Source organism: Pseudomonas syringae group sp. 26L6, assembly GCF_032587815.1.
Classification (GTDB): domain Bacteria; phylum Pseudomonadota; class Gammaproteobacteria; order Pseudomonadales; family Pseudomonadaceae; genus Aquipseudomonas; species Aquipseudomonas amygdali.
Genome location: NZ_JAWHPJ010000011.1, coordinates 238,363 through 261,251, shown reverse-complemented (window position 1 = coordinate 261,251; position 22,889 = coordinate 238,363). Strand labels below are relative to the sequence as shown.

At 59.8% G+C, this 22,889-nt stretch carries 20 protein-coding genes; 9 read left to right on the top strand and 11 right to left on the bottom strand.

Annotated features, from left to right (window positions below):
- Positions 1-22: 22 nt before the first annotated feature.
- Positions 23-2,098: a carbon starvation CstA family protein gene (locus tag RYA97_RS06125; RefSeq protein ID WP_002555233.1), complete on the bottom strand. Its 2,076-nt coding sequence runs from the start codon at positions 2,096-2,098 to the stop codon at positions 23-25.
- A gap of 285 nt (positions 2,099-2,383) precedes the next feature.
- On the opposite strand from RYA97_RS06125, the gene RYA97_RS06120 reads away from it, so the two are divergent.
- Positions 2,384-2,758 (top strand): PilZ domain-containing protein, encoded by a 375-nt coding sequence (locus RYA97_RS06120; RefSeq protein ID WP_005745351.1) that lies wholly within the window; start codon positions 2,384-2,386, stop codon positions 2,756-2,758.
- A gap of 14 nt (positions 2,759-2,772) precedes the next feature.
- Here the strand turns inward: RYA97_RS06120 and radA are convergent, their stop codons facing one another.
- A complete protein-coding gene (gene radA / locus RYA97_RS06115; RefSeq protein WP_002555235.1) occupies positions 2,773-4,140 on the bottom strand; it encodes a DNA repair protein RadA in 1,368 nt (455 codons plus the stop codon).
- Between the two features lie 194 nt (positions 4,141-4,334).
- Between radA and mscL the strand changes: the two genes are divergently transcribed.
- On the top strand, positions 4,335-4,781 hold the full coding sequence (mscL, locus tag RYA97_RS06110) for a large-conductance mechanosensitive channel protein MscL (RefSeq protein ID WP_002555236.1): 447 nt from the start codon (positions 4,335-4,337) through the stop codon (positions 4,779-4,781).
- Positions 4,782-5,191: 410 nt separating this feature from the next.
- Here the strand turns inward: mscL and RYA97_RS06105 are convergent, their stop codons facing one another.
- Positions 5,192-5,968, bottom strand: coding sequence for a ferredoxin--NADP reductase (locus tag RYA97_RS06105; RefSeq protein WP_004655524.1), 777 nt, complete (start codon positions 5,966-5,968; stop codon positions 5,192-5,194).
- Positions 5,969-6,304: 336 nt separating this feature from the next.
- On the opposite strand from RYA97_RS06105, the gene RYA97_RS06100 reads away from it, so the two are divergent.
- Positions 6,305-6,538: a helix-turn-helix domain-containing protein gene (locus RYA97_RS06100; RefSeq protein ID WP_005745352.1), complete on the top strand. Its 234-nt coding sequence runs from the start codon at positions 6,305-6,307 to the stop codon at positions 6,536-6,538.
- 130 nt (positions 6,539-6,668) lie between these two features.
- On the top strand, positions 6,669-7,793 hold the full coding sequence (locus tag RYA97_RS06095; RefSeq protein WP_117140043.1) for a methyltransferase: 1,125 nt from the start codon (positions 6,669-6,671) through the stop codon (positions 7,791-7,793).
- 86 nt (positions 7,794-7,879) lie between these two features.
- On the opposite strand, the gene RYA97_RS06090 is transcribed toward RYA97_RS06095, so the two are convergent.
- The 6 genes from RYA97_RS06090 to RYA97_RS06065 form a co-directional block, all read right to left on the bottom strand.
- Positions 7,880-8,047, bottom strand: a complete 168-nt coding sequence (locus RYA97_RS06090) for a DUF2474 domain-containing protein (protein WP_002555239.1) — start codon at positions 8,045-8,047, stop codon at positions 7,880-7,882.
- Between the two features lie 21 nt (positions 8,048-8,068).
- Positions 8,069-9,076 carry a cytochrome d ubiquinol oxidase subunit II gene (gene cydB, locus RYA97_RS06085; RefSeq protein ID WP_316892008.1) on the bottom strand — a complete coding sequence of 336 codons (1,008 nt, stop codon included), beginning with the start codon at positions 9,074-9,076 and terminating at the stop codon, positions 8,069-8,071.
- 3 nt (positions 9,077-9,079) lie between these two features.
- A complete protein-coding gene (locus RYA97_RS06080; RefSeq protein WP_004655531.1) occupies positions 9,080-10,519 on the bottom strand; it encodes a cytochrome ubiquinol oxidase subunit I in 1,440 nt (479 codons plus the stop codon).
- A 406-nt stretch (positions 10,520-10,925) separates the two neighbouring features.
- Complete coding sequence (locus RYA97_RS06075; RefSeq protein WP_117140044.1) at positions 10,926-13,127, bottom strand: xanthine dehydrogenase family protein molybdopterin-binding subunit; 2,202 nt, start codon at positions 13,125-13,127, stop codon at positions 10,926-10,928.
- A complete protein-coding gene (locus RYA97_RS06070; protein WP_016981844.1) occupies positions 13,124-14,113 on the bottom strand; it encodes an FAD binding domain-containing protein in 990 nt (329 codons plus the stop codon). Before RYA97_RS06070 ends, RYA97_RS06075 begins: the two co-directional genes overlap by 4 nt.
- The gene (locus tag RYA97_RS06065; RefSeq protein WP_016981850.1) at positions 14,110-14,640 is read right to left on the bottom strand and encodes a (2Fe-2S)-binding protein; all 531 of its coding nucleotides are present in this window, start codon (positions 14,638-14,640) and stop codon (positions 14,110-14,112) included. Before RYA97_RS06065 ends, RYA97_RS06070 begins: the two co-directional genes overlap by 4 nt.
- 264 nt (positions 14,641-14,904) lie before the next feature.
- Here RYA97_RS06065 and RYA97_RS06060 point away from each other — a divergent pair, with 264 nt between their 5' ends.
- The 5 genes from RYA97_RS06060 to RYA97_RS06040 all read left to right on the top strand — a co-directional run bounded on the left by RYA97_RS06060 (position 14,905) and on the right by RYA97_RS06040 (position 21,057).
- On the top strand, positions 14,905-16,200 hold the full coding sequence (locus RYA97_RS06060; protein WP_004666255.1) for an NCS2 family permease: 1,296 nt from the start codon (positions 14,905-14,907) through the stop codon (positions 16,198-16,200).
- Positions 16,197-17,282, top strand: coding sequence for a tRNA (uridine(54)-C5)-methyltransferase TrmA (gene trmA / locus RYA97_RS06055; RefSeq protein ID WP_004666256.1), 1,086 nt, complete (start codon positions 16,197-16,199; stop codon positions 17,280-17,282). Before RYA97_RS06060 ends, trmA begins: the two co-directional genes overlap by 4 nt.
- A 473-nt stretch (positions 17,283-17,755) precedes the next feature.
- Positions 17,756-19,039, top strand: coding sequence for an MFS transporter (locus RYA97_RS06050; protein ID WP_005780805.1), 1,284 nt, complete (start codon positions 17,756-17,758; stop codon positions 19,037-19,039).
- Between the two features lie 136 nt (positions 19,040-19,175).
- Complete coding sequence (locus RYA97_RS06045; RefSeq protein ID WP_005745361.1) at positions 19,176-20,063, top strand: neutral zinc metallopeptidase; 888 nt, start codon at positions 19,176-19,178, stop codon at positions 20,061-20,063.
- Between the two features lie 4 nt (positions 20,064-20,067).
- Positions 20,068-21,057: a hypothetical protein gene (locus RYA97_RS06040; protein WP_004655548.1), complete on the top strand. Its 990-nt coding sequence runs from the start codon at positions 20,068-20,070 to the stop codon at positions 21,055-21,057.
- Between the two features lie 240 nt (positions 21,058-21,297).
- Here RYA97_RS06040 and RYA97_RS06035 read toward each other — a convergent pair whose 3' ends face one another.
- Entirely contained in the window at positions 21,298-21,888 is a 591-nt protein-coding gene (locus tag RYA97_RS06035) for an HAD family hydrolase (RefSeq protein ID WP_044319115.1), read from the bottom strand.
- Positions 21,885-22,754, bottom strand: a complete 870-nt coding sequence (tesB, locus tag RYA97_RS06030; protein WP_005780803.1) for an acyl-CoA thioesterase II — start codon at positions 22,752-22,754, stop codon at positions 21,885-21,887. Before tesB ends, RYA97_RS06035 begins: the two co-directional genes overlap by 4 nt.
- Positions 22,755-22,889 lie beyond the last annotated feature (135 nt).

Genomic DNA, 22,889 nt, shown 5'->3' with positions numbered 1-22,889 from the left:
AATCCTCTGTGGGTAACCATCATCACACCTGCGACGCTGGCGGCATGGCCTGATAAGGAGCTTCCTTGTCGGTACGCGCCTTGGTGGTCCAGGCTGCACGGCCCACTTTAAGGGCGTAGAACAGAATGCTGAACACCACGAACAGGAACAGCACGGTCAGCCCGGCATTGGTGTAAGCGTTGAAGATCACATGCTGCATCTGGTCCATGGTCTTGGCCGGGGCCAGGATCTGGCCGGCATCCGCCGCCGCGCTGTATTTCTTGGCCAGGGCCAGAAAGCCCACCGCAGGATTGGCGTCGAACAGCTTGATCAGGCCAGCGGTCACGGTGCAGATCAGCAGCCAGGTGGCAGGCAGCATGGTCACCCACACATAGCGCTGACGCTTCATCTTGATCAGCACGACGCTGGCCAGCATCAGGGCAATACCGGCGAGCATCTGGTTGGAGATGCCGAACAGCGGCCACAGGGTATTGATCCCGCCCAGCGGGTCGATTACGCCTTGGTACAGCAGATAGCCCCACAGCGCCACGCAACCACCGGTGCCGATGGCGTTGGCCGTCCACGACTCGGTGCGTTTCAGAGCCGGAACGAAACTGCCCAGCAGATCCTGCAGCATAAAGCGTCCGGCTCGTGTACCGGCGTCGACTGCGGTCAGAATGAACAACGCCTCGAACAGAATCGCGAAGTGGTACCAGAACGCCATGGTGTTTTCACCCGGCAGCACCTGATGGAGGATCTGCGCGATACCAACCGCCAGCGTCGGCGCACCACCGGCACGCGCCAGCACAGTGTTTTCACCGATGTCTTTCGCAACAGCAGTCAATTGCTCCGGCGTGATGGCAAAGCCCCAGCTGGAGACAGTCTGCGCGACAGTCACCACGTCACTGCCAACCACCGCAGCCGGGCTGTTCATGGCGAAGTACACGCCTGGCTCGATCACCGAGGCGGCAACCATTGCCATGATGGCCACGAACGACTCCATCAGCATGCCGCCGTAACCGATGTAACGAGCGTTCTTTTCGTTATCCAGCAGCTTGGGCGTGGTGCCCGAAGAGATCAGCGCGTGGAAACCCGATACCGCACCGCAAGCGATAGTGATGAACAGGAACGGGAACAGTGCGCCCTTCCAGACCGGGCCTGTGCCGTTGGTGAACTGGGTCAGGGCCGGCATTTTCAGCTCGGGCGCCAGAATCAGGATGCCGATTGCCAGTGCCAGAATGGTGCCGATTTTCAGGAAGGTCGACAGATAGTCACGTGGCGCAAGCAGCAGCCAGACCGGCAGCATTGCTGCTACAAAACCATAGCCCACCAACATCCAGGTGATCTGCACGCCGGTGAAGGTGAACATCGGCCCCCAGGTCGGATCGGCCGCTACCATGCCGCCGACCCAGATCGAACCGAGTAGCAGAATGACACCGATAATGGAGATTTCACCGATACGACCCGGGCGGATGTAGCGCATATAGATGCCCATGAACATCGCGATCGGGATCGTCGCCATGACCGTGAACATGCCCCACGGGCTCTCGGCCAAGGCCTTGACCACGATCAGCGCCAGCACCGCCAGGATGATGATCATGATCAGGAAACAGCCGAACAGGGCGATGGTGCCGGGAATACGGCCCATTTCCTCGCGAACCATGTCGCCCAGCGAGCGACCGTTACGGCGCGTGGAGAGAAACAGGATCATGAAATCCTGTACCGCACCGGCCAGCACCACACCGGCGATCAGCCAGAGCGTACCGGGCAGATAACCCATTTGCGCGGCCAGTACCGGGCCGACCAGCGGGCCTGCACCGGCGATGGCAGCAAAGTGATGACCGAAAAGGATGTGTTTGTTGGTCGGCACGTAGTCCAGACCATCGTTGTTGACCACCGCCGGTGTCGCGCGCAACGGATCGAGCTGCATGACATGGGTGGCGATGAACAGACTGTAGTAACGATAGGCAACCAGATAGATAGCCACCGCAGCGACGACTATCCACAAAGCGTTGATCGCTTCTCCGCGACGCAAGGCCACGACCCCAAGGGCACATGCCCCGACAATTGCGACGATGAGCCAGGGAACATGGCGCATCAGACTATTATTATTTTTCATTTTTTATTCCAGCAGAGTTGACTAGAAGGCAAGCAGTCCGAGTTTAGCGCCGGATCAGCGAAAGACCACCCCCAACCATGGTCTAGAGCGAAATTTGATCAATTGCGGCAGATACCCGGCATAGAGGGCTGGAATGGCCTCGACAGATGGTTGCCGGATCACAAAACAGTGATGCGGAACTGTTCTGTAATGGCTTTCAGGTCTATCGTGCAGGAACAACAGAATTGATCAGATAACGACCTGCCCGCTGCCCCCCCAGTGGCGGTCAACAAGAGAGTTCATTCGATGACCGACTCACCTGCAGATCGCCGTCGTTTCAAGCGCATTGCCTTCGACGCCAAAACCGATTTGAAGCAAGGCGATCAGACCTGGAAGGTTCAACTGGTCGATCTTTCCCTGAAAGGGTTGCTCATCGAGCGGCCTGATCCGTGGAACGGTGATCAGACGCAGCCCTTTGAAGTCGACATCATTCTAAGCAACGACGCCCACGTGAAAATGGATGTCAAGATCACCCATGACAACAGCCGCCAATTGGGATTCGTTTGCCGGCACATAGGGCTGGAGTCAATCAGCCACCTGAAGCGGCTGGTCGAATTGAACCTAGGAGACCCCGAGGAACTGGATCGGGAACTGGCAGCCTTGATCGAACTGCAGGGATAATCCTCGGGGCGAGGTTATTCGAACAACGCATCCAGTGCCTGCTCCAGACGCGTGACGGCAATGATCTGCAAACCGGGTGGCGCTTCCTTCGGCGCATTGCCTTTAGGTACGATGGCCCGCTTGAAGCCATGCTTGGCGGCTTCCTTGAGGCGCTCCTGGCCGCTGGGCACCGGCCTGACCTCACCCGACAGTCCCACTTCGCCAAACACCAGCAAGTCATGCGGCAGCGGACGATTGCGCAGGCTGGACATCACCGCAGCCATCAAGGCCAGGTCGGATGCGGTTTCCAGCACTTTCACACCGCCCACTACGTTGAGAAACACGTCCTGATCGTGAGTCGGAATACCGCCATGTCGATGCAGGACCGCCAGGAGCATGGCCAGACGGTTCTGGTCCAGACCCAGCGTTACACGACGCGGGTTGGACATGTGGCTGTCGTCCACCAGCGCCTGAACCTCCACCAGCATCGGCCGCGTGCCTTCCCAGGTGGCCATGACCACACTGCCCGGCACTTCTTCCTGAGCACGGGTGAGAAAAATCGCCGACGGGTTGGAGACTTCTTTCAGGCCCTTGTCGGTCATGCCGAACACGCCCAGTTCGTTCACCGCGCCGAAGCGATTCTTCACCGCCCGCAGCAGACGCAGACGGCCATCCGACTCGCCCTCGAAATACAATACGGTGTCGACCATGTGCTCAAGCACACGCGGGCCGGCAAGCGCGCCCTCTTTAGTGACGTGACCAACCAGAAAGATCGCCGTGCCGCTCTGTTTGGCGTAGCGCACCAGCAAGGCCGCGCTTTCACGAACCTGCGACACGCCGCCCGGTGCTGACTGCAACTGTTCGGTGAAAATCGTCTGGATCGAATCGATCACCATGACCTTGGGCTTCTCGACCTTGGCAGTGGCAATGATGGTTTCGATACAGGTTTCAGTCATGACGCGCAGCTTGTCCTGCGGCAGCCCCAGGCGTCGGGCACGCATGGCCACCTGCTGCTGGGATTCCTCGCCGGTGACATACAGCGCGGGCATGCGCTGGGCGATATTGCACAGTGTCTGCAACAGAATTGTCGACTTGCCGATGCCGGGGTCGCCGCCAATCAGCACCACCGAGCCGTCAACCAGCCCGCCGCCCAGCACTCGGTCGAGCTCGGTGGAGTTGGTGGAGAAGCGCGGAATCTCTTCGACACTGACTTCTGCCAGGGTTCTGATTTGCGCCTGTGAACCGGTCCAGCCGGTACGCCCGGTGGGCGGCGCAGCAGCGCCACTCTCAATCATCGTTTCGACCAGTGTGTTCCAGGCACCGCATTCGCTGCACTGGCCCGCCCACTTGGGAAATGTCGCGCCGCACTCGGTGCAGCCGTACAAGCGTTTGGCCTTGGCCATGACAACCCCAGTCGTAAAAAACGCCCATGATAACGCAGGTTGCGCCAGCAGTTACCTGCGCAGCGAACCATGACTTTCAAAACCGGATAAAACTTACACAAGCCGCTCCGGTCGATTGAACGTAGAACGGACGACAACTGTAAGGCTGGACTACACTCTCCCGGATCACTTTTATCTGTAACAAGGAATTACCCATGAGCGTACTTAGCGAGTTCAAGGCCTTCGCGGTCAAAGGTAACGTGGTCGATATGGCCGTCGGTATCATCATTGGCGCGGCATTCGGCAAGATCGTTTCGTCGTTCGTCGGCGATGTGATTATGCCACCGTTAGGCTTGCTGATCGGCGGCGTAGACTTCAGTGACCTGGCCATCACCCTGCGCCCTGCGCAAGGTACGGCACCGGCAGTGCTGCTGGCTTATGGCAAGTTCATCCAGACGGTTATCGACTTCATTATCGTCGCGTTCGCGATCTTCATGGGCGTCAAGGCCATCAACCGCCTCAAGCGCGAAGAAGCCAAGGCACCGACCCTGCCACCAACGCCTTCCAAGCAGGAAGTGCTGCTGAGCGAGATTCGTGACCTGCTCAAGGAACAGAACAAACCGGCCGCGCCAGTCACTGTAGACCCTACGCGTCCGCTTTGATTTGACGCCCGGAGCGCTTAAGGAGATGGCTATCGTCCCCACGCAGTGCTTTTCAACCGCGGTGGCACAGACGACGCAGAGTGCGACCTTAGTGACGGCTGAGTCCTGGCGCTGATCCGGGGGTAGCCTGGCAGGACGCCAGGCTAGCCGCACCGGGCCATGGATGGCCCGTTGCGGCGACCCCCGGATCAGTGACAGGGCGAAGGAACCCGACGAAGTCGGGCCGGAAACAGGAGCGAGGGGCTTTGGTTACTTTGGCCCCATCAAAGTAACTCGCCGAGGGGCGAAAAGGTGCCCTGAGTCGGGCACCAATTCACCTGATGTCGAAGAACCGCTGTGTGACGCAGAGCGTCACGAACTGCATGCCAACGCGGAGCATTGGCACGATAGTCATCGTTAGCCGCCAACCATCACCAATACGTCTCCACCGCAACCTGCCCCGGCTTGCGTGACAGGCTCAGGCGCATGTCACGCTGTTTGAGCAGTGCACGTGTGTCGTCGATCATCTGCGGGTTGCCGCACAGCATTACCCGGGAATGCTCAGGTGTCAGTGCGATGCCTGCAGCGCGCTCAAGCTCGCCGTTTTCAATCAACTGCGTAATGCGGCCACTTAGTGCGCCCGGATGCTGTTCGCGGGTCACAGTCGGTAGGAACAGGAACTTGTCTGCGTATTCAGCCAGATATTCACGCTGCATCAGTTCGCCAATCAACTGCTGATAGGCCAATTCGCGGGACTCACGAACGCTGTACACCAGAATCACCCGCTCGAACTTCTCCCAGACCTCGAAATCCTGAAGGATCGACAGAAACGGCGCGACACCTGTACCTGTGGATAACAGCCAGAGGTCGCGGCCATCGACAAAACGGTCCAGGGTCAAATAACCAAACGCCAGTTTTTCCACCATCAATTCGTCGCCTTCGCGCAGACGGCTCAGTTCGCTGGTGAATTCGCCATCCGGCACCACGATGGAAAAAAACTCCAGAAACTCGTCGTGCGGTGACGACACCATCGAGTAGGCACGCCATACGGTGGTGCCGTCGGCCTTGGTCACACCGAGGCGCGCAAACTGTCCTGCCCGAAAGCGAAAACCAGGGTCGCGCGTGGTGCGCAGGGTGAACAGGTTGGTGGTCAGCGGCGTGACACGCTGCAGTGTCTGTCGGGTGAATTTGTCGTCACTGACGGTCATGGTGTGCTTTGAACTCCTGAATATGAAAAGCAGAACCCAGTGTCCCGCAAAGCGGGCCCGATAAACACCGGCTGTTTGTGGTGAATTACCCGGTCAGCGGCGCTGCGGCTTAGAGTATTTGGTTCTTGAGTCAGCCAATGCCCGATCGAACCTCTACAGGGCAAATTGCCGCGACCTCTCTTGCACAGGGGTTCCAGCCAAAAGGCCGATAACACACTGCCAATTGCCATCAGCCCATCCGTCCGGGTAATGCGCGCAGGCGCAGTTTGCGGTGTTTTTGTTCCTAGACTGGATAAACGAACAGCAAGGTCTGGACACGTACTGCAAGGAGGCTACATGAACACAATGGAAATAAAATTTTCACAGCCCTCGCCAGCAAAAAACCTGACTCAGAGAGAAATTGAAGTCCTCAAGTGGTCCGCCGAAGGCAAGACAGCTGGCGATATCGCAATGATTCTCTGCCTGAAGGAGCGCACCATCCACTTTCACATTGCCAGCGCCATTCAGAAAATGGGCGTTTGCAACAAGACGGCTGCTGCCGTACAGGCCGCACTGAGCGGGATGTTCTGATAAAGCCCGCAGCCGAACCGCAATCAAACAGGTATGAAAACGAAAAAATACGTAAAATCGTCTGCCTCGGCGAGCCCACCTGTCTTCGGGCTCACTGACATACTTTCGATTGCACAGAGTTCTCCCGCCAATGCCCCTGCTCATCAGTCCTTTCGCTGAACTTGATCTCATTCGCCAACCCGAGCAACAGGATGAGCCGTTGCAGGCATTCGATGCTGCTGACGAGTACCTGCTCAATCATGTTGCAGAAACCGGGCTGAGCCTGCAAAGCCGGGTGCTGGTGCTCAATGACAGTTTCGGCGCGCTGGCGGCGAGTCTGGCGTCTCATGCCACGGTGGTCAGCAGCACCGACTCTTTCCTGGCTGCACAAGGTCTGGAAAAGAACCTGGCACGCAATGGCATGAGCTATGACGCGGTACCGCACATCCCGGCCAGCGAGCCCTTGAGCGGGCCGTTCGACTGGGTGCTGATCCGGGTGCCGAAGACTCTGGCGCTGCTGGAAGAACAACTGATACGCCTGCAGGGTCAACTGGCACCAGGGGCTCGCGTGGTCGCGGCAGCCATGGTCAAGCATTTGCCACGTTCGGCTGGCGACCTGCTGGAGGAATACGTAGGGCCGGTGCAGGCCTCACTGGCGGTGAAAAAAGCCCGGCTGCTGTTCGCCACGCCGCAGCCCATGGAAGTGCGGACTTCGCCCTACCCGACCCGTTACCGTCTAGACGAGCCGGCCATCGAACTACTCAACCACGCCAATGTATTCTGCCGCGACGGGCTGGACATCGGTACCCGGGCATTCCTGCCTTATCTGCCGAAAAACCTCGGCACCGCAAGGGTCGCCGACCTGGGATGCGGCAACGGCGTGCTGGCTATTGCCAGCGCGCTGGACAACCCGCAGGCGCACTACACGCTGGTCGACGAGTCGTTCATGGCCGTGCAATCGGCCACCGAGAACTGGCGCGCAACGCTGGGCGAACGTGCGGTGGCAGTTCGGGCAGCCGACGGGCTGGACACTCAGGAGCCCGACTCGCTGGAGGTGGTGCTGTGCAACCCGCCCTTCCATCAGCAACAGGTGGTGGGAGATTTTCTTGCCTGGCGCATGTTCCTCCAGGCGCGTGCCGCACTGGTTAACGGCGGCGCGCTGTATATCGTCGGCAACCGTCACCTGGGTTATCACACCAAGCTGTCGCGCCTGTTCCGCGGTGTCGAGCAAGTGGCGGCCACGCCGAAATTCGTGATCCTGAAAGCACGCAAGTAATCCACGGCGCAAAAAAAGACCCTCTTGCCAGCGGGTGGCAAGAGGGTCGCAAAACGTGTCCGGAGGACACGAACGGGAATTCAGTATCAGTGTGTCGTCAGGCCCGCTGCGCTCATGAACATGCGCATCAGGCTGGCTACGATAAACAGCGCAAATACGCTGCCCGCCCAGATCCCGACCAGCCAGGCCAGGCGTTGCCAGAGCGGTTTGCTCAGTGCCGGATCAGGATCGTGCATGGAATTTTTACCAGACATCGTCAATCTCCTCGGTTCGGACTAGTGATAACCGTCTGCAGCCGTCACCTTGCCGCGGAATACGTAGTAGCTCCAGAAGGTGTAGCCCAGGATGAACGGAATGATGAACAGCGTGCCGACCAGCATGAAGCCCTGGCTCTGCGGCGGTGCGGCGGCTGCCCAGATCGATACCGAAGGCGGAATGATGTTTGGCCACAGGCTGATGCCCAGCCCGCTGTAACCCAGAAATATCAGCAACAGGGTCAGCAGGAACGGCGTGTAGTGGGCATTGCGGGCGACAGCCTTGAACAAACCGTACATGGTCACCAGCACCAGAACCGGCACGGGCATGAACCACAGTAGATTGGGCATGCTGAACCAGCGATGGGCAATGTCCGCGTGAGCCAGCGGCGTCCACAGGCTGACCACCGCCATGACCGCCAGCACAGCCAGTGCCAGAGGGCGGGCCAGATCATGCATCGCCTTCTGCAGCGAACCTTCGGTTTTCATGATCAGCCAGGTACAGCCCAGCAGCGCATAGGCGACAATAAGGGCCAAGCCGCAGAACATCGGAAACGGCGCGAGCCAGTCCAGTGAACCGCCAGCGAACTGACGATTGACCACCGGAATGCCTTCGATGTAGGCGCCCAGCGCCACGCCCTGAAAGAAGGTTGCAGCCAGCGAACCGCCAATGAACGCCTTGTCCCAGAGGTGGCGTTTCTGTTCGGTCGCCTTGAAGCGAAACTCGAACGCCACGCCGCGAAAGATCAGGCCCATGAGCATGAACATCAGCGGCAGGTACAGCGCAGACAAGACCACCGAGTAGGCCAGCGGGAATGCACCGAACAGTGCCGCACCGCCCAGCACCAGCCAGGTCTCGTTGCCGTCCCAGACCGGCGCGACGGTATTCATCATCACGTCACGGTCGGAACTGTCTTTCATGAACGAGAAGAGAATCCCGATGCCCAGATCGAAGCCGTCCATCACCACGTACATCATGATGCCGAAGACGATGATGATGGCCCAGATCAGCGGAAGATCGATACCCATGGCTTAAATCCCCTTGCCGAGACGGTCAGGATGGTCGCCATCTTCTTCGCCTTCAACAGCAGCGGAGAGCGGACGGGCCGGAGTGCGTTGTTGGCCGGGACCACCGTGAGGCACATGTTCGACATAGGCTTTTGGCCCCTTGCGAACCAGGCGCATCATGTAGCCAAGACCTGCACCGAACAGCACGAAATACACGACCACGAACAGCACCAGAGTGATGCTCATCTGCGCCACGCTGTGGCCGGACGATGCATCGGCGGTGCGCATCAGGCCATACACGACCCACGGCTGACGACCGATTTCGGTAGTAAACCAGCCGGCGAGAATCGCGATCAGGCCAGACGGCCCCATCCACAGCGCCAGGTACAGGAACGGACGCGAGTTATACAGCGTGCCGCGCTTGCGCAGCCACAGGCTCCACAGGCCGGTGAAGATCATCAGCATGCCGAGGGCGACCATGACCCGGAACGACCAGAATACGATTGTCGAATTAGGGCGATCCTCAGGCTTGAACTCCTTGAGCGCCGGCACCTGCTTGTCGAGGCTGTGGGTCAGGATCAGGCTGCCCAGGTACGGAATTTCCACCGCGTACTTGGTACGCTCTTCCTTCATGTCGGGAATGCCGAACAGGATCAGCGGGGTCGGTTCGTCACCGACGTTTTCCCAATGGCCTTCAATGGCGGCGATCTTCGCCGGCTGATGCTTGAGCGTATTCAGACCGTGGAAGTCACCGACCACTGCCTGAATAGGCGCAACCAGCAGGGCCATCCACATGGCCATCGAAAGCATTTTTCGTACGGCGGGTGTGTCGCGACCGCGCAACAGGTGCCAGGCAGCCGATGAACCGACGAAGAACGCAGTGGCCACGAATGCGGCAATCGCCATGTGCGTCAGGCGGTACGGGAACGAGGGGTTGAACACCACTGCGAACCAGTCGGTCGGAATGACACGGCCGTCGATGATCTCGAAACCTTGCGGCGTCTGCATCCAGCTGTTGGACGACAGAATCCAGAACGTGGAGATCAGCGTGCCAATGGCAACCATCACCGTGGAAAAGAAGTGCAGCTTACGGCCGACACGGTTCCAGCCGAACAGCATGACGCCGAGGAAACCCGCTTCAAGGAAGAAGGCGGTCAGTACCTCGTAGGTCAGCAACGGGCCGGTAACAGCACCTGCAAAATCGGAGAAGCGGCTCCAGTTGGTGCCGAATTGATAGGCCATGACCAGCCCGGAGACCACGCCCATGCCGAAGTTGACGGCAAAGATCTTCGACCAGAAGTGGTACAGGTCACGGTAGACGTCATCGCGGGTCTTCAGCCACAGACCTTCGAGCACAGCGAGGTAACTTGCCAGACCAATAGTGATGGCAGGAAACAGGATGTGAAACGAAATGGTGAATGCGAACTGAATTCGGGCGAGATCTATAGCCTCTAAACCGAACATAATATGTTCCTCTCTCAGATGAAACCTGTTGCCGGCTGTGAGCCAACAACGATTGCTCCCACGGTAATGAGTGCTTATGTTTCTTTATTCTGGCGTTTCCAATGGCGAAAACGCTGGCCGAAGCACTGATCACTGCCTGAACGCAATGATGCAGATCAATCGACCATGAAAGAGTAGTCCTGTTCAGCCGCTAAAGTCGTGTGGTCTATTGTCGCGTGGCGAGTTGTCTCACCGGTAGAGCACTTGCAGACGCCCACCGTACCTCACGCTCTAGCGTGAGAATGCCGTTCGTGACGCTCCGCGTCACACCTGCGCCGCACCACCTACGCAAGAGGACGCAGAGCGTCCAGAACCGCATGCCAACGCAGAGCGTTGGCACGATAAGCAGTTGGATTTGCGCGCGCGATTACAACAACTTGTCCAGCGTGATCGGAAACTCGCGGATCCGCTTGCCGGTGGCGTGGTAGATCGCGTTGGCAATCGCTGCCGGTACGCCCACGATGCCGATCTCGCCGACGCCTTTGGAACCCAGCGCGTTGACGATCTCGTCGTGTTCTTCGACAAACAGCACGTCAATATCGCCGATATCAGCATTAACCGGGATGTGGTACTCGGCCAGACTGTGGTTCATCGGGCGACCCAGAGTGTGATCAAGCATCGCCTCTTCCTGAAGCGCCATGCCCATCCCCCACACAACACCACCAAGAATCTGACTACGCGCCATCTTCGGGTTCACTACCCGGCCCGCCGCCACGGCACTGACTACGCGATTGACCTTGATCGTGCCCAGGTCCTCGTCGACCAGCACTTCGACGAATACCGCCGAGTGCGTCGCAGCCGCATAGGCTTCACGCTTCTTGTCCGGCTCGGCATCAACTTGCACTTCAATCGCACCACTGGCTTGAGAGGCAGCCAGCTCTGCCATCGACAGCGCCTGCTCGCCCACATACAGCTTGCCCGCTTCGAAACGCACCTCATCCGGCGTGGCAGATGCGAACTGCGGATGAAGCCCTTTGGCAACTTCCAGCACCTGACGCTGCAGGGCCTGACACGCCTGCTGCACCGCTGTACCCACTGAAGACACGGTAAACGAGCCGCCTTGCAAAGGCGCGGTCGGCAACGAAGAGTCACCCAGTAGAAAGGTGACATTCTCCACATCGATGCCCGAGGCTTCAGCAGCGATCTGCGTCATCACAGTGTACGTACCCGTACCGATGTCAGTCGTGGCACTGCTGACTACCAAACTGCCATCAGCCTCAAGACGCGCCTTGGCGCTGGCTTTCATCTGCATGGCTTCCCAGACACCGCCCGCCATGCCCCAACCGACCAGTTGGCGACCTTGACGCATACTGCGTGGCTCGGGGTTGCGACTTTCCCAACCAAAACGCTCGGCGCCCTGGCGATAGCACTCGCGCAGCTCTTTGCTGGAGTAAGGTTTGTCTTCATTACCGTTGCGTTCGGCGTAATTGGTCAGGCGCAGGCGCACAGGGTCGATGGCCAGCGCACAGGCCAGCTCGTCCATGGCGCACTCCAGGCCGATCATGCCCAATGCAGCGCCCGGCGCACGCATATCCAACGGCGTGAACACGTCCAGCGGCACCAGCTTGTAGGTCAGTTGCACGTTATCGCAGTGATAGAGCATGCCGCTCCACTCAACAACATGCTCGCTGAAGTCCTCGAATCGCGAAGTCTGGCCGATGGCTTCATGCCCAATGGCCAGCAGACGACCGTTGGCAGCCGCCCCCAGACGCAAGCGCTGCACGGTGCGCGGGCGATAGCCGAAGGTGAACATCTGTTGTCGGGTCAGGGTCAGGCGCACCGAGCGCTTCAGATGCAACGCCGCCATCACTGCCAATGGCAGCTGATATTGCGGGCGCAGGCCTGAACCGAAGGCACCGCCGACGAAGGCGGCCAGCACACGGATCTTGTCCTTTTCCAGGCCAAAGACCTTGTGCAGGTAGTCCTGACAGTTTTGCGTACCCTGCGTCTTGTCGTGAATCTGCAAGCTGCCGTCGGCCTGATACAGGACGGTCGACGCGTGCGGCTCCATTGGGTTGTGGTATTCGCTGGGCGTGCTGTAGGTCACGTCCACACTCAGCGCAGAGCTGGCCAGTTCACCCTCAAAGTTGCCACGCGGCGGCGGCAATTCGGCAGGCGCGTCATAAGCGGTGTCGAGCATGGCCTGCAGATCGGTCTGGTGCTCCTGCTGCTCGTATTCGATACGCACCAACGAGCCCGCATGCCGCGCCAGCTCCAGCGTATCGGCAACGACCAGCGCGAGCGGTTGGCCGCTGTACATCACGTTGTCGTTGTAGAAAGGACGAAACGGCGACCCGTCAGCCGAATCGGCGTCCTCATAGTTTTCGTCGTAGCTGGCCAGCGAAGGACGATTGGTGTGGTCGATGACCGCGACCACACCTGGCACCTTCATTGCCTCGCTGGTATCGATGCTGGCGACGCGCCCGTTGGCGATGGTGCTGGAGACCACGCTGCCGTACAGCAACCCTTCTTCAGGGTATTCACCGGCGTAACGTGCGCCACCTGTCACTTTCAGTCGGCCGTCGACGCGGTCTACCGGCTTGCCCATTGGCGAAAATGGCTGGTTCATTGGGCGCTCCCTCCTGTTGCGGCATCGCTCAAGGCGCGAATGATCGCGCGGCGGGCCAGCCTGACTTTGAAACCGTTGTGCTCCAGAGGCTTGGCATCTTCAAGCATGGCATCTGCCGCAGCGGCGAAGTGCTCGCGAGTGACCGGTTTACCGATCAACAATGCCTCGACCGCTTTGTCGCGCCACGGCTTGTGCGCGACACCACCCAGCGCCAGACGCACGTCGCGTACCACGTCACCGTCCAGATCGATGGCAGCAGCGACCGATATCAGGGCAAACGCATAGGATGCGCGATCACGAATCTTCAGATAAGCGTTGTGACTGGCAAAGCCCTGTGCAGGCAGCTCGACCGCGATGATCAACTCATCATCGGCCAATTGATTGTCGCGTTGCGGCGCATCACCCGGCAGGCGGTGGAAATCCGCGAACTCGATGGTGCGGCGACCGGCACGTCCTTCGACATGCACCACAGCCTCCAGCGCAGCAAGGGCCACGCACATGTCGGATGGATGCGTGGCGACACATTCGTCACTGGCACCGAGGATTGCGTGAATACGGTTCAGACCTTCACGCGCCGGGCAACCGCTACCCGGTTCACGCTTGTTGCACGGCACACCGGTGTCATAGAAGTAATAGCAACGGGTCCGTTGCAACAGGTTGCCGCCAGTGCTGGCCATATTGCGCAACTGTGGCGAGGCACCGGCCAGGACGGCTTTGCTCAGCAACGGGTACCGCGCCTCGATCAACGGGTGATACGCCAGGTCGGCATTACTCACCAGGGCGCCGATCATCAGCCCGCCAGAAGCGGTTTCGCTGACCTCCCTCAATGGCAGGCCGGTGATATCGATCAAGTGTTCAGGCGTTGCGACGTTTTCTTTCATCAGATCGAGCAGGTTGGTGCCGCCAGCAATGAAACGCGTGGCAGGCCCGCTCAGGTTGACCGCTGCGGTGATGTCGGTCGGCTTGCTGTAGGTAAACGGATTCATGCGTTCACCTCCGGCTTCGGCGCTGCATCGTGAAACTGTGGCAAGGCCTCTTCGACCGCCGCAAGAATATTGCTATAGGCACCGCAGCGGCACAGGTTACCGCTCATCAGTTCCTGGATCTCGGCACGCGTGCTGGCGCGCCCCTCGTTGGCCAGCCCGACAGCCGAGCAGATTTGCCCGGGCGTGCAATAGCCGCACTGGAACGCATCGTTCTTGATGAACGCCTGCTGCATTGGATGCAACTGATCGCCGTCGGCAAGACCTTCAATGGTGGTCAATTCGGCGCCGTCGCACATGATCGCCAACGTCAGGCAGGCATTGATGCGCGTACCGTCACGCAGTACGGTACATGCACCACACTGGCCGTGGTCGCAGCCTTTCTTGGTGCCGACCAGATCAAGCTGATCACGCAGCAGGTCCAGCAGGGTGGTCCAGGGCAGCACGTCCAGCTGGCGCTGCTGCCCGTTCAGGGTAAGAGAAATCGCGTGGGTCGCGAAATCCTTCGGGTTCGGGGTCGTTGCACTCATGGAAACCTCACGGTAGGCGTTCGCTTAGCGCATTTTTATGCGTCTTAAGGGGTGGGACTTCGTGAGGTTTGCAACGTTCAGGCTTTCTTGATGAGCGCACTTGTCATCGAAAGGCCCTTATCCACAGGCAGCCATCCTGACCCGCTGCTGGTATGATGCGCGGCTTTTTCCGACCCGCAGAAATCAAACGGGCTGCCTCGCAGTCTGTGCTTTGCTGTTGGAGTCGATCATTCACGACGCGCGCCGCGTCACGGAGAGCCAGACATGCTGGAAAGGCTGTTTCAACTCAAGGCACACAACACCAACGTGAGGACCGAGATTCTCGCGGGCGTCACGACTTTCCTGGCGATGGCCTACATACTGTTCGTCAACCCGAGCATCCTCGGCGAAACCGGCATGGACAAGGGCGCGGTATTCGTCGCCACCTGCCTGGCAGCCGCCATCGGCTCGACGGTGATGGGGCTGATCGCCAACTACCCGATCGCCCTCGCACCGGGCATGGGCCTGAACGCCTTCTTTACCTACACCGTGGTCCTGCACATGGGTCACAGCTGGCAGGTCGCGCTGGGTGCAGTGTTCATCTCGGCGGTGATGTTCTTCATTCTGTCGATCTTTCGCATCCGTGAATGGATCATCAACAGCATCCCTCTGCCCCTGCGTTCGGCCATTGCCGCTGGTATCGGCCTGTTTCTGGCACTGATCGCCCTGCATAACGCCGGAATCGTGGTCAGCAACCCGGCCACCATCATCGGCATGGGCGACCTCAAGCAGCCTGCTCCGGTGCTGGCTACCCTGGGCTTCTTTCTGATCGTGGCGCTGGACCACCTCAAAGTGCGCGGCGCGGTGCTGATCGGCATCCTCGCGGTCACCCTGGTGTCCATCGTGCTGGGCTTCACGCCGTTTGGCGGTGTGGTGTCGATGCCGCCTTCGCTGGCACCGACCTTCATGCAGCTGGACATCATGGGCGCGCTGGACGTTGGTCTGGTGAGCATCATCTTCGCCTTCCTGTTCGTCGATATCTTCGATAACTCCGGCACCCTGATCGGCGTGGCCAAACGCGCCGGGCTGATGGGCAAGGACGGGCACATGCCGAAAATGGGCCGTGCGCTGATCGCCGACAGTACTGCCGCGATGGCCGGTTCCCTGCTGGGCACCTCGACCACCACCAGCTACATCGAGTCGGCTGCGGGCGTCAGCGCGGGTGGCCGCACCGGTCTTACCGCCGTAGTGGTCGCCGTGCTGTTCCTGCTGGCGCTGTTCTTCGCCCCGCTGGCCGGCAGCGTGCCCGCCTTTGCCACCGCGCCGGCGCTGCTGTTCGTCGCCGTGCTGATGGCGTCCGGCATGGCTGAAATCGACTGGGACGACATCACCGTCGCAGCGCCGGTGGTGATTACCGCTCTGGCGATGCCGTTCACCTACTCCATTGCCAACGGCATCGCCTTTGGTTTCATTTCCTGGACAGCGATCAAGCTGTTGTCGGGACGCTGGCGCGAGCTGAATTCCGCGCTGGTGATCCTGTCGATCCTGTTCGTGATCAAGCTGGGCTGGTTCAACGCATGAGTGTTCCTTTCGACCCTGCGAGCTACGACCGTCAGCTCGAAGAAAAAACCGTTCGCCTGCGCGAGTTGCTCGCGCCGTTCGATGCACCTGAGCCGCAGGTGTTTGATTCACCGCGCGAGCACTATCGGCTGCGCGCCGAATTTCGCCTGTGGCGCGAAGACCAAAAGCGTTATTACGCGATGTTCGCGCCGGGCGACAACAGGACACCGATCCTGCTGGAAGGCCTGCCGATCGCCAGCGAGCGCATCAACGCGCTGATGCCGGTGCTGCGCGAGCGCTGGGAAGCCAGCCCGACGTTGAATCACAAGCTGTTTCAGGTGGACTTCCTGACCACGCTGGCGGGTGATGCGATGATCACCATGTGCTATCACCGCCCGCTGGACGCTGAATGGCAAGCCGCTGCCGAGCAATTGGCGGCTGAGCTGAACGTGAGCCTGATCGGTCGTTCCAAGGGCCAGAAGCTGATCATCGGCCAGGATTACGTGACCGAGAAGCTCGACGTGGCTGGCCGCACCTTCAGCTACCGCCAACCGGAAGGCGCGTTCACCCAGCCCAACGGCACGGTGAACGGCAAAATGCTCAACTGGGCGTTTGATGCGCTGGGCGAGCGGCAGGACGATCTGCTGGAGTTGTACTGCGGCAACGGCAACTTCACCCTGCCGCTGGCCACCCGCGTGCGCAAGGTATTGGCAACCGAGATCAGCAAGACCTCGGTCAATGCAGCGCTGAGCAACCTGGATGACAATGGCGTGGACAATGTCACGCTGGTGCGTTTGTCGGCAGAAGAGCTGACCGAAGCGCTGAACGAAGTGCGCCCGTTCCGTCGTCTGCACGGCGTGGACTTGAAAAGCTACGATTTCGGCAGCGTGTTCGTCGACCCGCCACGCGCCGGCATGGACCCGGACACCTGCGAACTGACCCGGCGCTTCGAGCGCATTTTGTACATCTCCTGCAACCCGGAAACCCTGGCCGCCAACATCGCCCAGTTGCACGACACCCACCGGGTCGAGCGCTGCGCCCTGTTCGACCAGTTTCCGTACACCCACCACATGGAATCAGGTGTGCTGCTGGTTCGCCGTTGAGGCATATCACTATCGTGCGGCGCTCTGCGTCGCATGCCTTTCTGGACGCTCCGCGTCCTATCCTGAACAGGCGGCGCGACGCAGATCTGCGACGCGGAGCGTCACCCAAGGCATTCCCAAGCTGGAACGTGAGGAACGATAATCTCGACTATCGTGCGGCGCTCTGCGTCGCATGCCTTTCTGGACGCTCCGCGTCCTATCCTGAACAGGCGGCGCGGCGTAGATCTGTGACGCAGAGCGTCACCCACGGCATTCCCACGCTGGAGCGTGAGGAACGATAATCTCGACTATCGTGCGGCGCTCTGCGTCGCATGCCGTTCCGGACGCTCCGCGTCCTATCCTGTACATGCGGCGCGGCGCAGATTCTTTCATGCCCGTCACGGCGAAACTGTCAGAATATTTATTAGCTTCCTATCGATACGCTAAGGTATAAACCGAAAACGTGAATTAGCCGCTTCAATGGGATCCCTTTCTTGAGCTCTGAGTCTTCCGCCTCTCCTGCCCCGGTCAAGTTGTCCAGCCAGCCCGGTTTCGTCAGTTTTATCCTCTCGCGCCTGATGGCAGTGTTTGCCATGCAGATTCAGGCAGTGGTGGTCGCCTGGCAGGTCTATGACATGACCCGCGAGCCAATGGCACTGGCGTATGTCGGCCTTGCTCAGTTTATTCCCATGTTGCTGCTGTTGATGCCTGCCGGGGACCTGATCGACCGCTACAACCGCAAGGTCATCCTGATGATCAGTTGGGGCGTGCAGGCGTTCTGCGGCACCATTCTGTTTGTGTTTTCGGCCCTCAAACTGCAAGACCTGCGGCTGATCTACGGCGCGCTGATGCTCTACGGCTGCGCCCGCGCCTTCACCGGCCCGGCCCTGCAAAGCCTGCTGCCACAGATTGTCCCGCGTGACCAACTGCCTTCGGCCATTGCCACCAACAGTGTGATCATGCGCTGTTCGACCGTTGGCGGCCCGCTGATCGGCGGCTATCTGTATTGGCTGGGCGGCGCAGAACTGACGTATTCAGTCTGCGTGGCAGCATTCATAGCTGGCATCCTGTTTCTGGCCCCTGTAGCGACGCCCTTTGCCGGCAAGCCGGTGGAGCTGGGCTCCAGCGCCTGGGGCCGGTTCACTGCGGGCATTGCCTTCATCCGCTCGCGACCGATCATCCTCGGCACCATTTCGCTGGACCTGTTCGCCGTGCTGCTCGGTGGCGTGGTGGCGCTGCTGCCGATTTACGCCCATGAAGTGCTGCATCTGGGCCCCCAAGGGCTGGGCATGCTGCGTGCGTCGATGAGCCTGGGCGAGCTGGGCGTCGGTATTTACCTGAGCATGCGCCCGCTGCAGCGCAACGTCGGCATGACCATGTTTATTGCCGTCGGCCTGTTCGGCGTAGCGAATCTGGTGTTCGCACTGTCGACACTGTTCTGGCTTTCGTGCCTCGCTCTGCTGGTCGCGGGCGCGGCGGACATGGTCAGCGTGTTCATTCGCTCGGCGCTGGTGCAGTTTTCGACGCCGGACAACATGCGCGGCCGGGTCAATGCCGTGAACATGCTGTTTATCGGCTCCTCCAACGAGCTGGGCGAGTTTCGCGCAGGCACCAGCGCCTCGCTGGTCGGCGCAATACCTGCGGCAATCATGGGCGGCGTCTGCACACTGGGCGTGGTCGGCGCGTGGATGACGGGCTTCAAATCGCTGCGGCAGGTCGACCGTTTTGCCGATGCGTCGCCACCTGAAGTGTTGCAGGCGCAGCCCGTGAAAAGCTAGACACGGACTTCCCGAACCAATCGGCTCTCTCGCACCTCTATACCCTCGCATCCTGCACACGCTGGCCGGACCGCCAGACTGGCGCAGACCTGTATCAGCAGCGACACTCATTGCACGAAAAGAAGAGGGATCCGACATGCTCTGGAAAAAAGGCCGACGTAGCGACAACGTAGTCGATGCGCGTGATGGCGGCAGCAGTGGCGGCGGCGGCATGCGCATCGGTGGCAAGGGGCTGGGCCTGGGCGGCATTGTGATCATCGTTGCCATCGGCCTGCTGACCGGTCAGGACCCGATGCAGATTCTCGGGCAACTGACCGGGCAAGGCACCGAGCAAAGCGCTCCACCCAGCGCGCAAACGCGTCAGGCGCCACCGGCCAACGACCAGCAAGCCGAATTCGTGCGCAGCATCCTCGGCGATACCGAAGACACCTGGCGTGCTGTGTTTGCTCAGAACGGTCGCGAGTACAAGGACCCGACGCTGGTGCTGTTCAGCGGCCAGGTCAACTCGGCTTGCGGTCGCGCCACCTCGGCGACCGGCCCGTTCTACTGCCCGGCTGACCAGCAGGTCTATCTGGACATGGACTTCTTCCGCGAAATGGCCCAACGCTTTTCCGCCGCTGGAGACTTCGCCCAGGCTTACGTGATTGCCCACGAAGTCGGGCACCATGTGCAGACCCTGCTGGGCATTTCTGCCAAGGTCGACAAGGCTCGTCAGGCCGGGCAAAAAATGGAAGGTGCCAACGGTTTACTGGTCCGCCAGGAGCTTCAGGCGGACTGCTTTGCAGGTGTTTGGGCGTACAACGCACAAAATCGTTTGAACTGGCTTGAGCCGGGTGATATTGAAGAGGCATTGAATGCGGCCAACGCTATCGGCGATGATCGCTTGCAACAGCAAAGCAGTGGTCGAGTCGCTCCGGACTCCTTTACTCATGGGACGTCTGCCCAGCGTGTACGCTGGTTCAAGGCAGGCTTTGCCCAAGGCCAAATCAATCAATGCGATACATTCGCCGCCAAGAGTCTCTGAACACATGATTAAACCGCTTCTGGTCCTGTTGTTGAGCACTGCCTTCGCGAGCCTCGGGGCGCATGCCGAGGATCAAGCGGTTACGTCTATCAGTCCGGATCGCCTGGCCATCAATGGTGCAGAGGCGACACTGGGGCTTAGCCAGGAATGGGTACACCCCAAGCCGAAGATCGAGCGCGCGGTGATCGTGCTGCACGGCCGCCTGCGCAATGCGCAAACCTACCTGCGCAGCATCGAACGTGCCGCCAATCAATCCAAAGAGCGCAGCAAGACCTTGCTGATCGCCCCGCAATTTCTGGATGAGAAGGACATTGTCGCGCATCACCTGCCGGAGTCGATTCTGCGCTGGCGCCAGAACAGCTGGATGGAAGGCGCAACCGCCACCAATCCCAAGCCCGTCAGTTCGTTTCTGGTCCTGGACCATATCCTCAAGCGTCTGAGCGACAGCAAGCTGTTCCCGAATCTCAAAGAAGTGGTCATTGCCGGGCATTCCGGTGGTGCCCAGGTGGTGCAGCGCTACGCGATGATCGGCGGCAAGGAAGATGCTCTGCTGCAGCGGGAAGGCGTGAAGCTGCGTTATGTGATTGCCAACCCGTCGTCCTATGCCTATTTCGACGCAGAGCGGCCTGAACCGGTAACGGCGCAGAGCTGCCCTGATTTCGACGAGTGGAAATACGGTCTGAACAAGATGCCGTTCTATTCGGGAAAGGAAAAGCCGGCTGACATCGAGAAGAATTACGTGAAGCGCGACATCACTTACCTGATGGGCGAGCTGGACACCGATCGCAACCACCCTGCTCTGGACAAGACCTGCGCCGCCGAAGCACAAGGCGCATATCGCCTGATTCGTGGCCAGAACTACTTCAACTACCTCAAGAAGCGCCACCCTGAAGGGCTGAACCAGCGCCTGGTAATCGTACCGAAAGTCGGCCACAACGGCGACGGGATATTCACCTCACCTGAGGGTCAGGCGGTGCTGTTCAAGCCGTTTTGAGTGATAGGGATATAACGATCGTCCCCACGCTCCGCGTTCAACGCCACATACAAGTCCGCTTTTGATTCTGGCCGGAGGCCGTGGGAGCGAACTTGTTCGCGAAAGGGTCAACATAATCGTCGAAAATGCATCGACTGAAATACCGTCTTCGCGAGCAATGCGGATCGCCGCCCCGGTCGCTCCCACAAACACTTGTGGATAACGGTGAGCGCTCCGCATTGGCACGGTAGGCGGCTCAGATCACCTCAGCATCCCGCGCAGCACTGTGCAATCCTCCGCATGCCAGTCAGTCAGCTCCGGCCAGGGGTTGTCTTTCAGATTGACCAGAACGGTCTTGGTACCCGCCGCACGGCCGCAGTTCAGGTCATGCATGTAGTCGCCGATCATGACCATCTTCTCCGGCTCGACACTCCAGCGAGCGGCCAGCTTCAGCAAACCCGCCGGATCCGGCTTGGGGGTCGCTTCGTCTCGGCCCAGTACATCCTCGACAGCAAAGCAGTCAGCGAGGCCGATGGCTTTCAAGGTGATGTACGCGAGCTCTTGAGCGTTGCGGGTCAGTATTCCCAATCGATAGCCCCGCGCCGACAACTCACGAACCAGCTCGACCGCGCCCTCGGCAGGCTGCGAAGCCAGCGCCAGATCGCGCTCGTGCTCAAGCAGCCAGGCGTGTTTGGCCGCCGATTCCTCAGCGGGCAACGCGGCAAGATGACCCAGAATGTCGTCGTCCTGAGGGATGCCCAGTTCACGCTTGATTGCCGGGAAGTCGTGGACCGGGATGGTCAGGGTGCCATCCATGTCAAACACCCAGTGCTGTATGCCGTCGAGTGTCATGTCCAATCCTTGCGATGGCGGATCAGCCCTTCCTGGCTGACCGATGCAACCAGTTGCCCGGCGCGGTTGAAGATACTGCCGCGTGAGAAACCGCGGGAGTTGCCTGCCCAGGGACTGTCCATTGCATAGAGCAGCCAGTCATCGGTGCGCAGGTCGTTGTGGAACCACAGCGAGTGATCGAGGCTGGCGACCTGCATATCGCGCTGCCAGACCGTCTTGCCATGCGGCCGTAACGAAGTGGTCAGCAGGTTGAAGTCGGAGGCATAAGCCAGCATGTAACGATGCAGCGCCTGCACGTCCGACAGGCTGCCATCGGCGCGAAACCACACGTACTTCACCGGCTCGCCTGGCTTGGGATCGTACGGGTCTTCGGATGTCACCGGGCGGAACTGAATCGGTTTGGGACGCAGAAACTTGTCGTGCATCGCTTCGGGAATCAGGTGTGCTCGGCCCGTCAGCAGCTCTAGCTCGGACGGCAGGTTTTCCGGACCGACAATCTGCGGCATCGACGCCTGGTGCTCAAAGCCCTCTTCGTCGTACTGAAAAGAGGCGCTGCACGTGAAAATCGGCTTGCCCTTCTGAATGGCGGTTACGCGACGCGTGCTGAAACTGCCGCCGTCACGCACGCGGTCCACTTGGTAGACCACCGGCAGGCCTGCATCGCCAGGGCGCAGGAAATAGCCGTGCAGCGAGTGAACGTGGCGGTCCTCTTCGACGGTCTGACTGGCGGCAGACAACGACTGCCCCAGCACCTGGCCGCCAAACAGCTGGCGAAAACCCAGGTCCTGACTGCGGCCGCGAAAAAGATTTTCTTCAATGGCTTCCAGCGTCAGCAACTCAACCAGATCATCCAGCACTTGGCTCATTCCCACTCCTCTTGCACATCGACTCTGCACTTGTACGGCAACGGCAGTCGCTGCATTTTCCGACAGACCTCTGGCCCATCCCACTGGAATGGAATGATACAGATTTAAAATGATTGGCTTAATTCAATCTACACC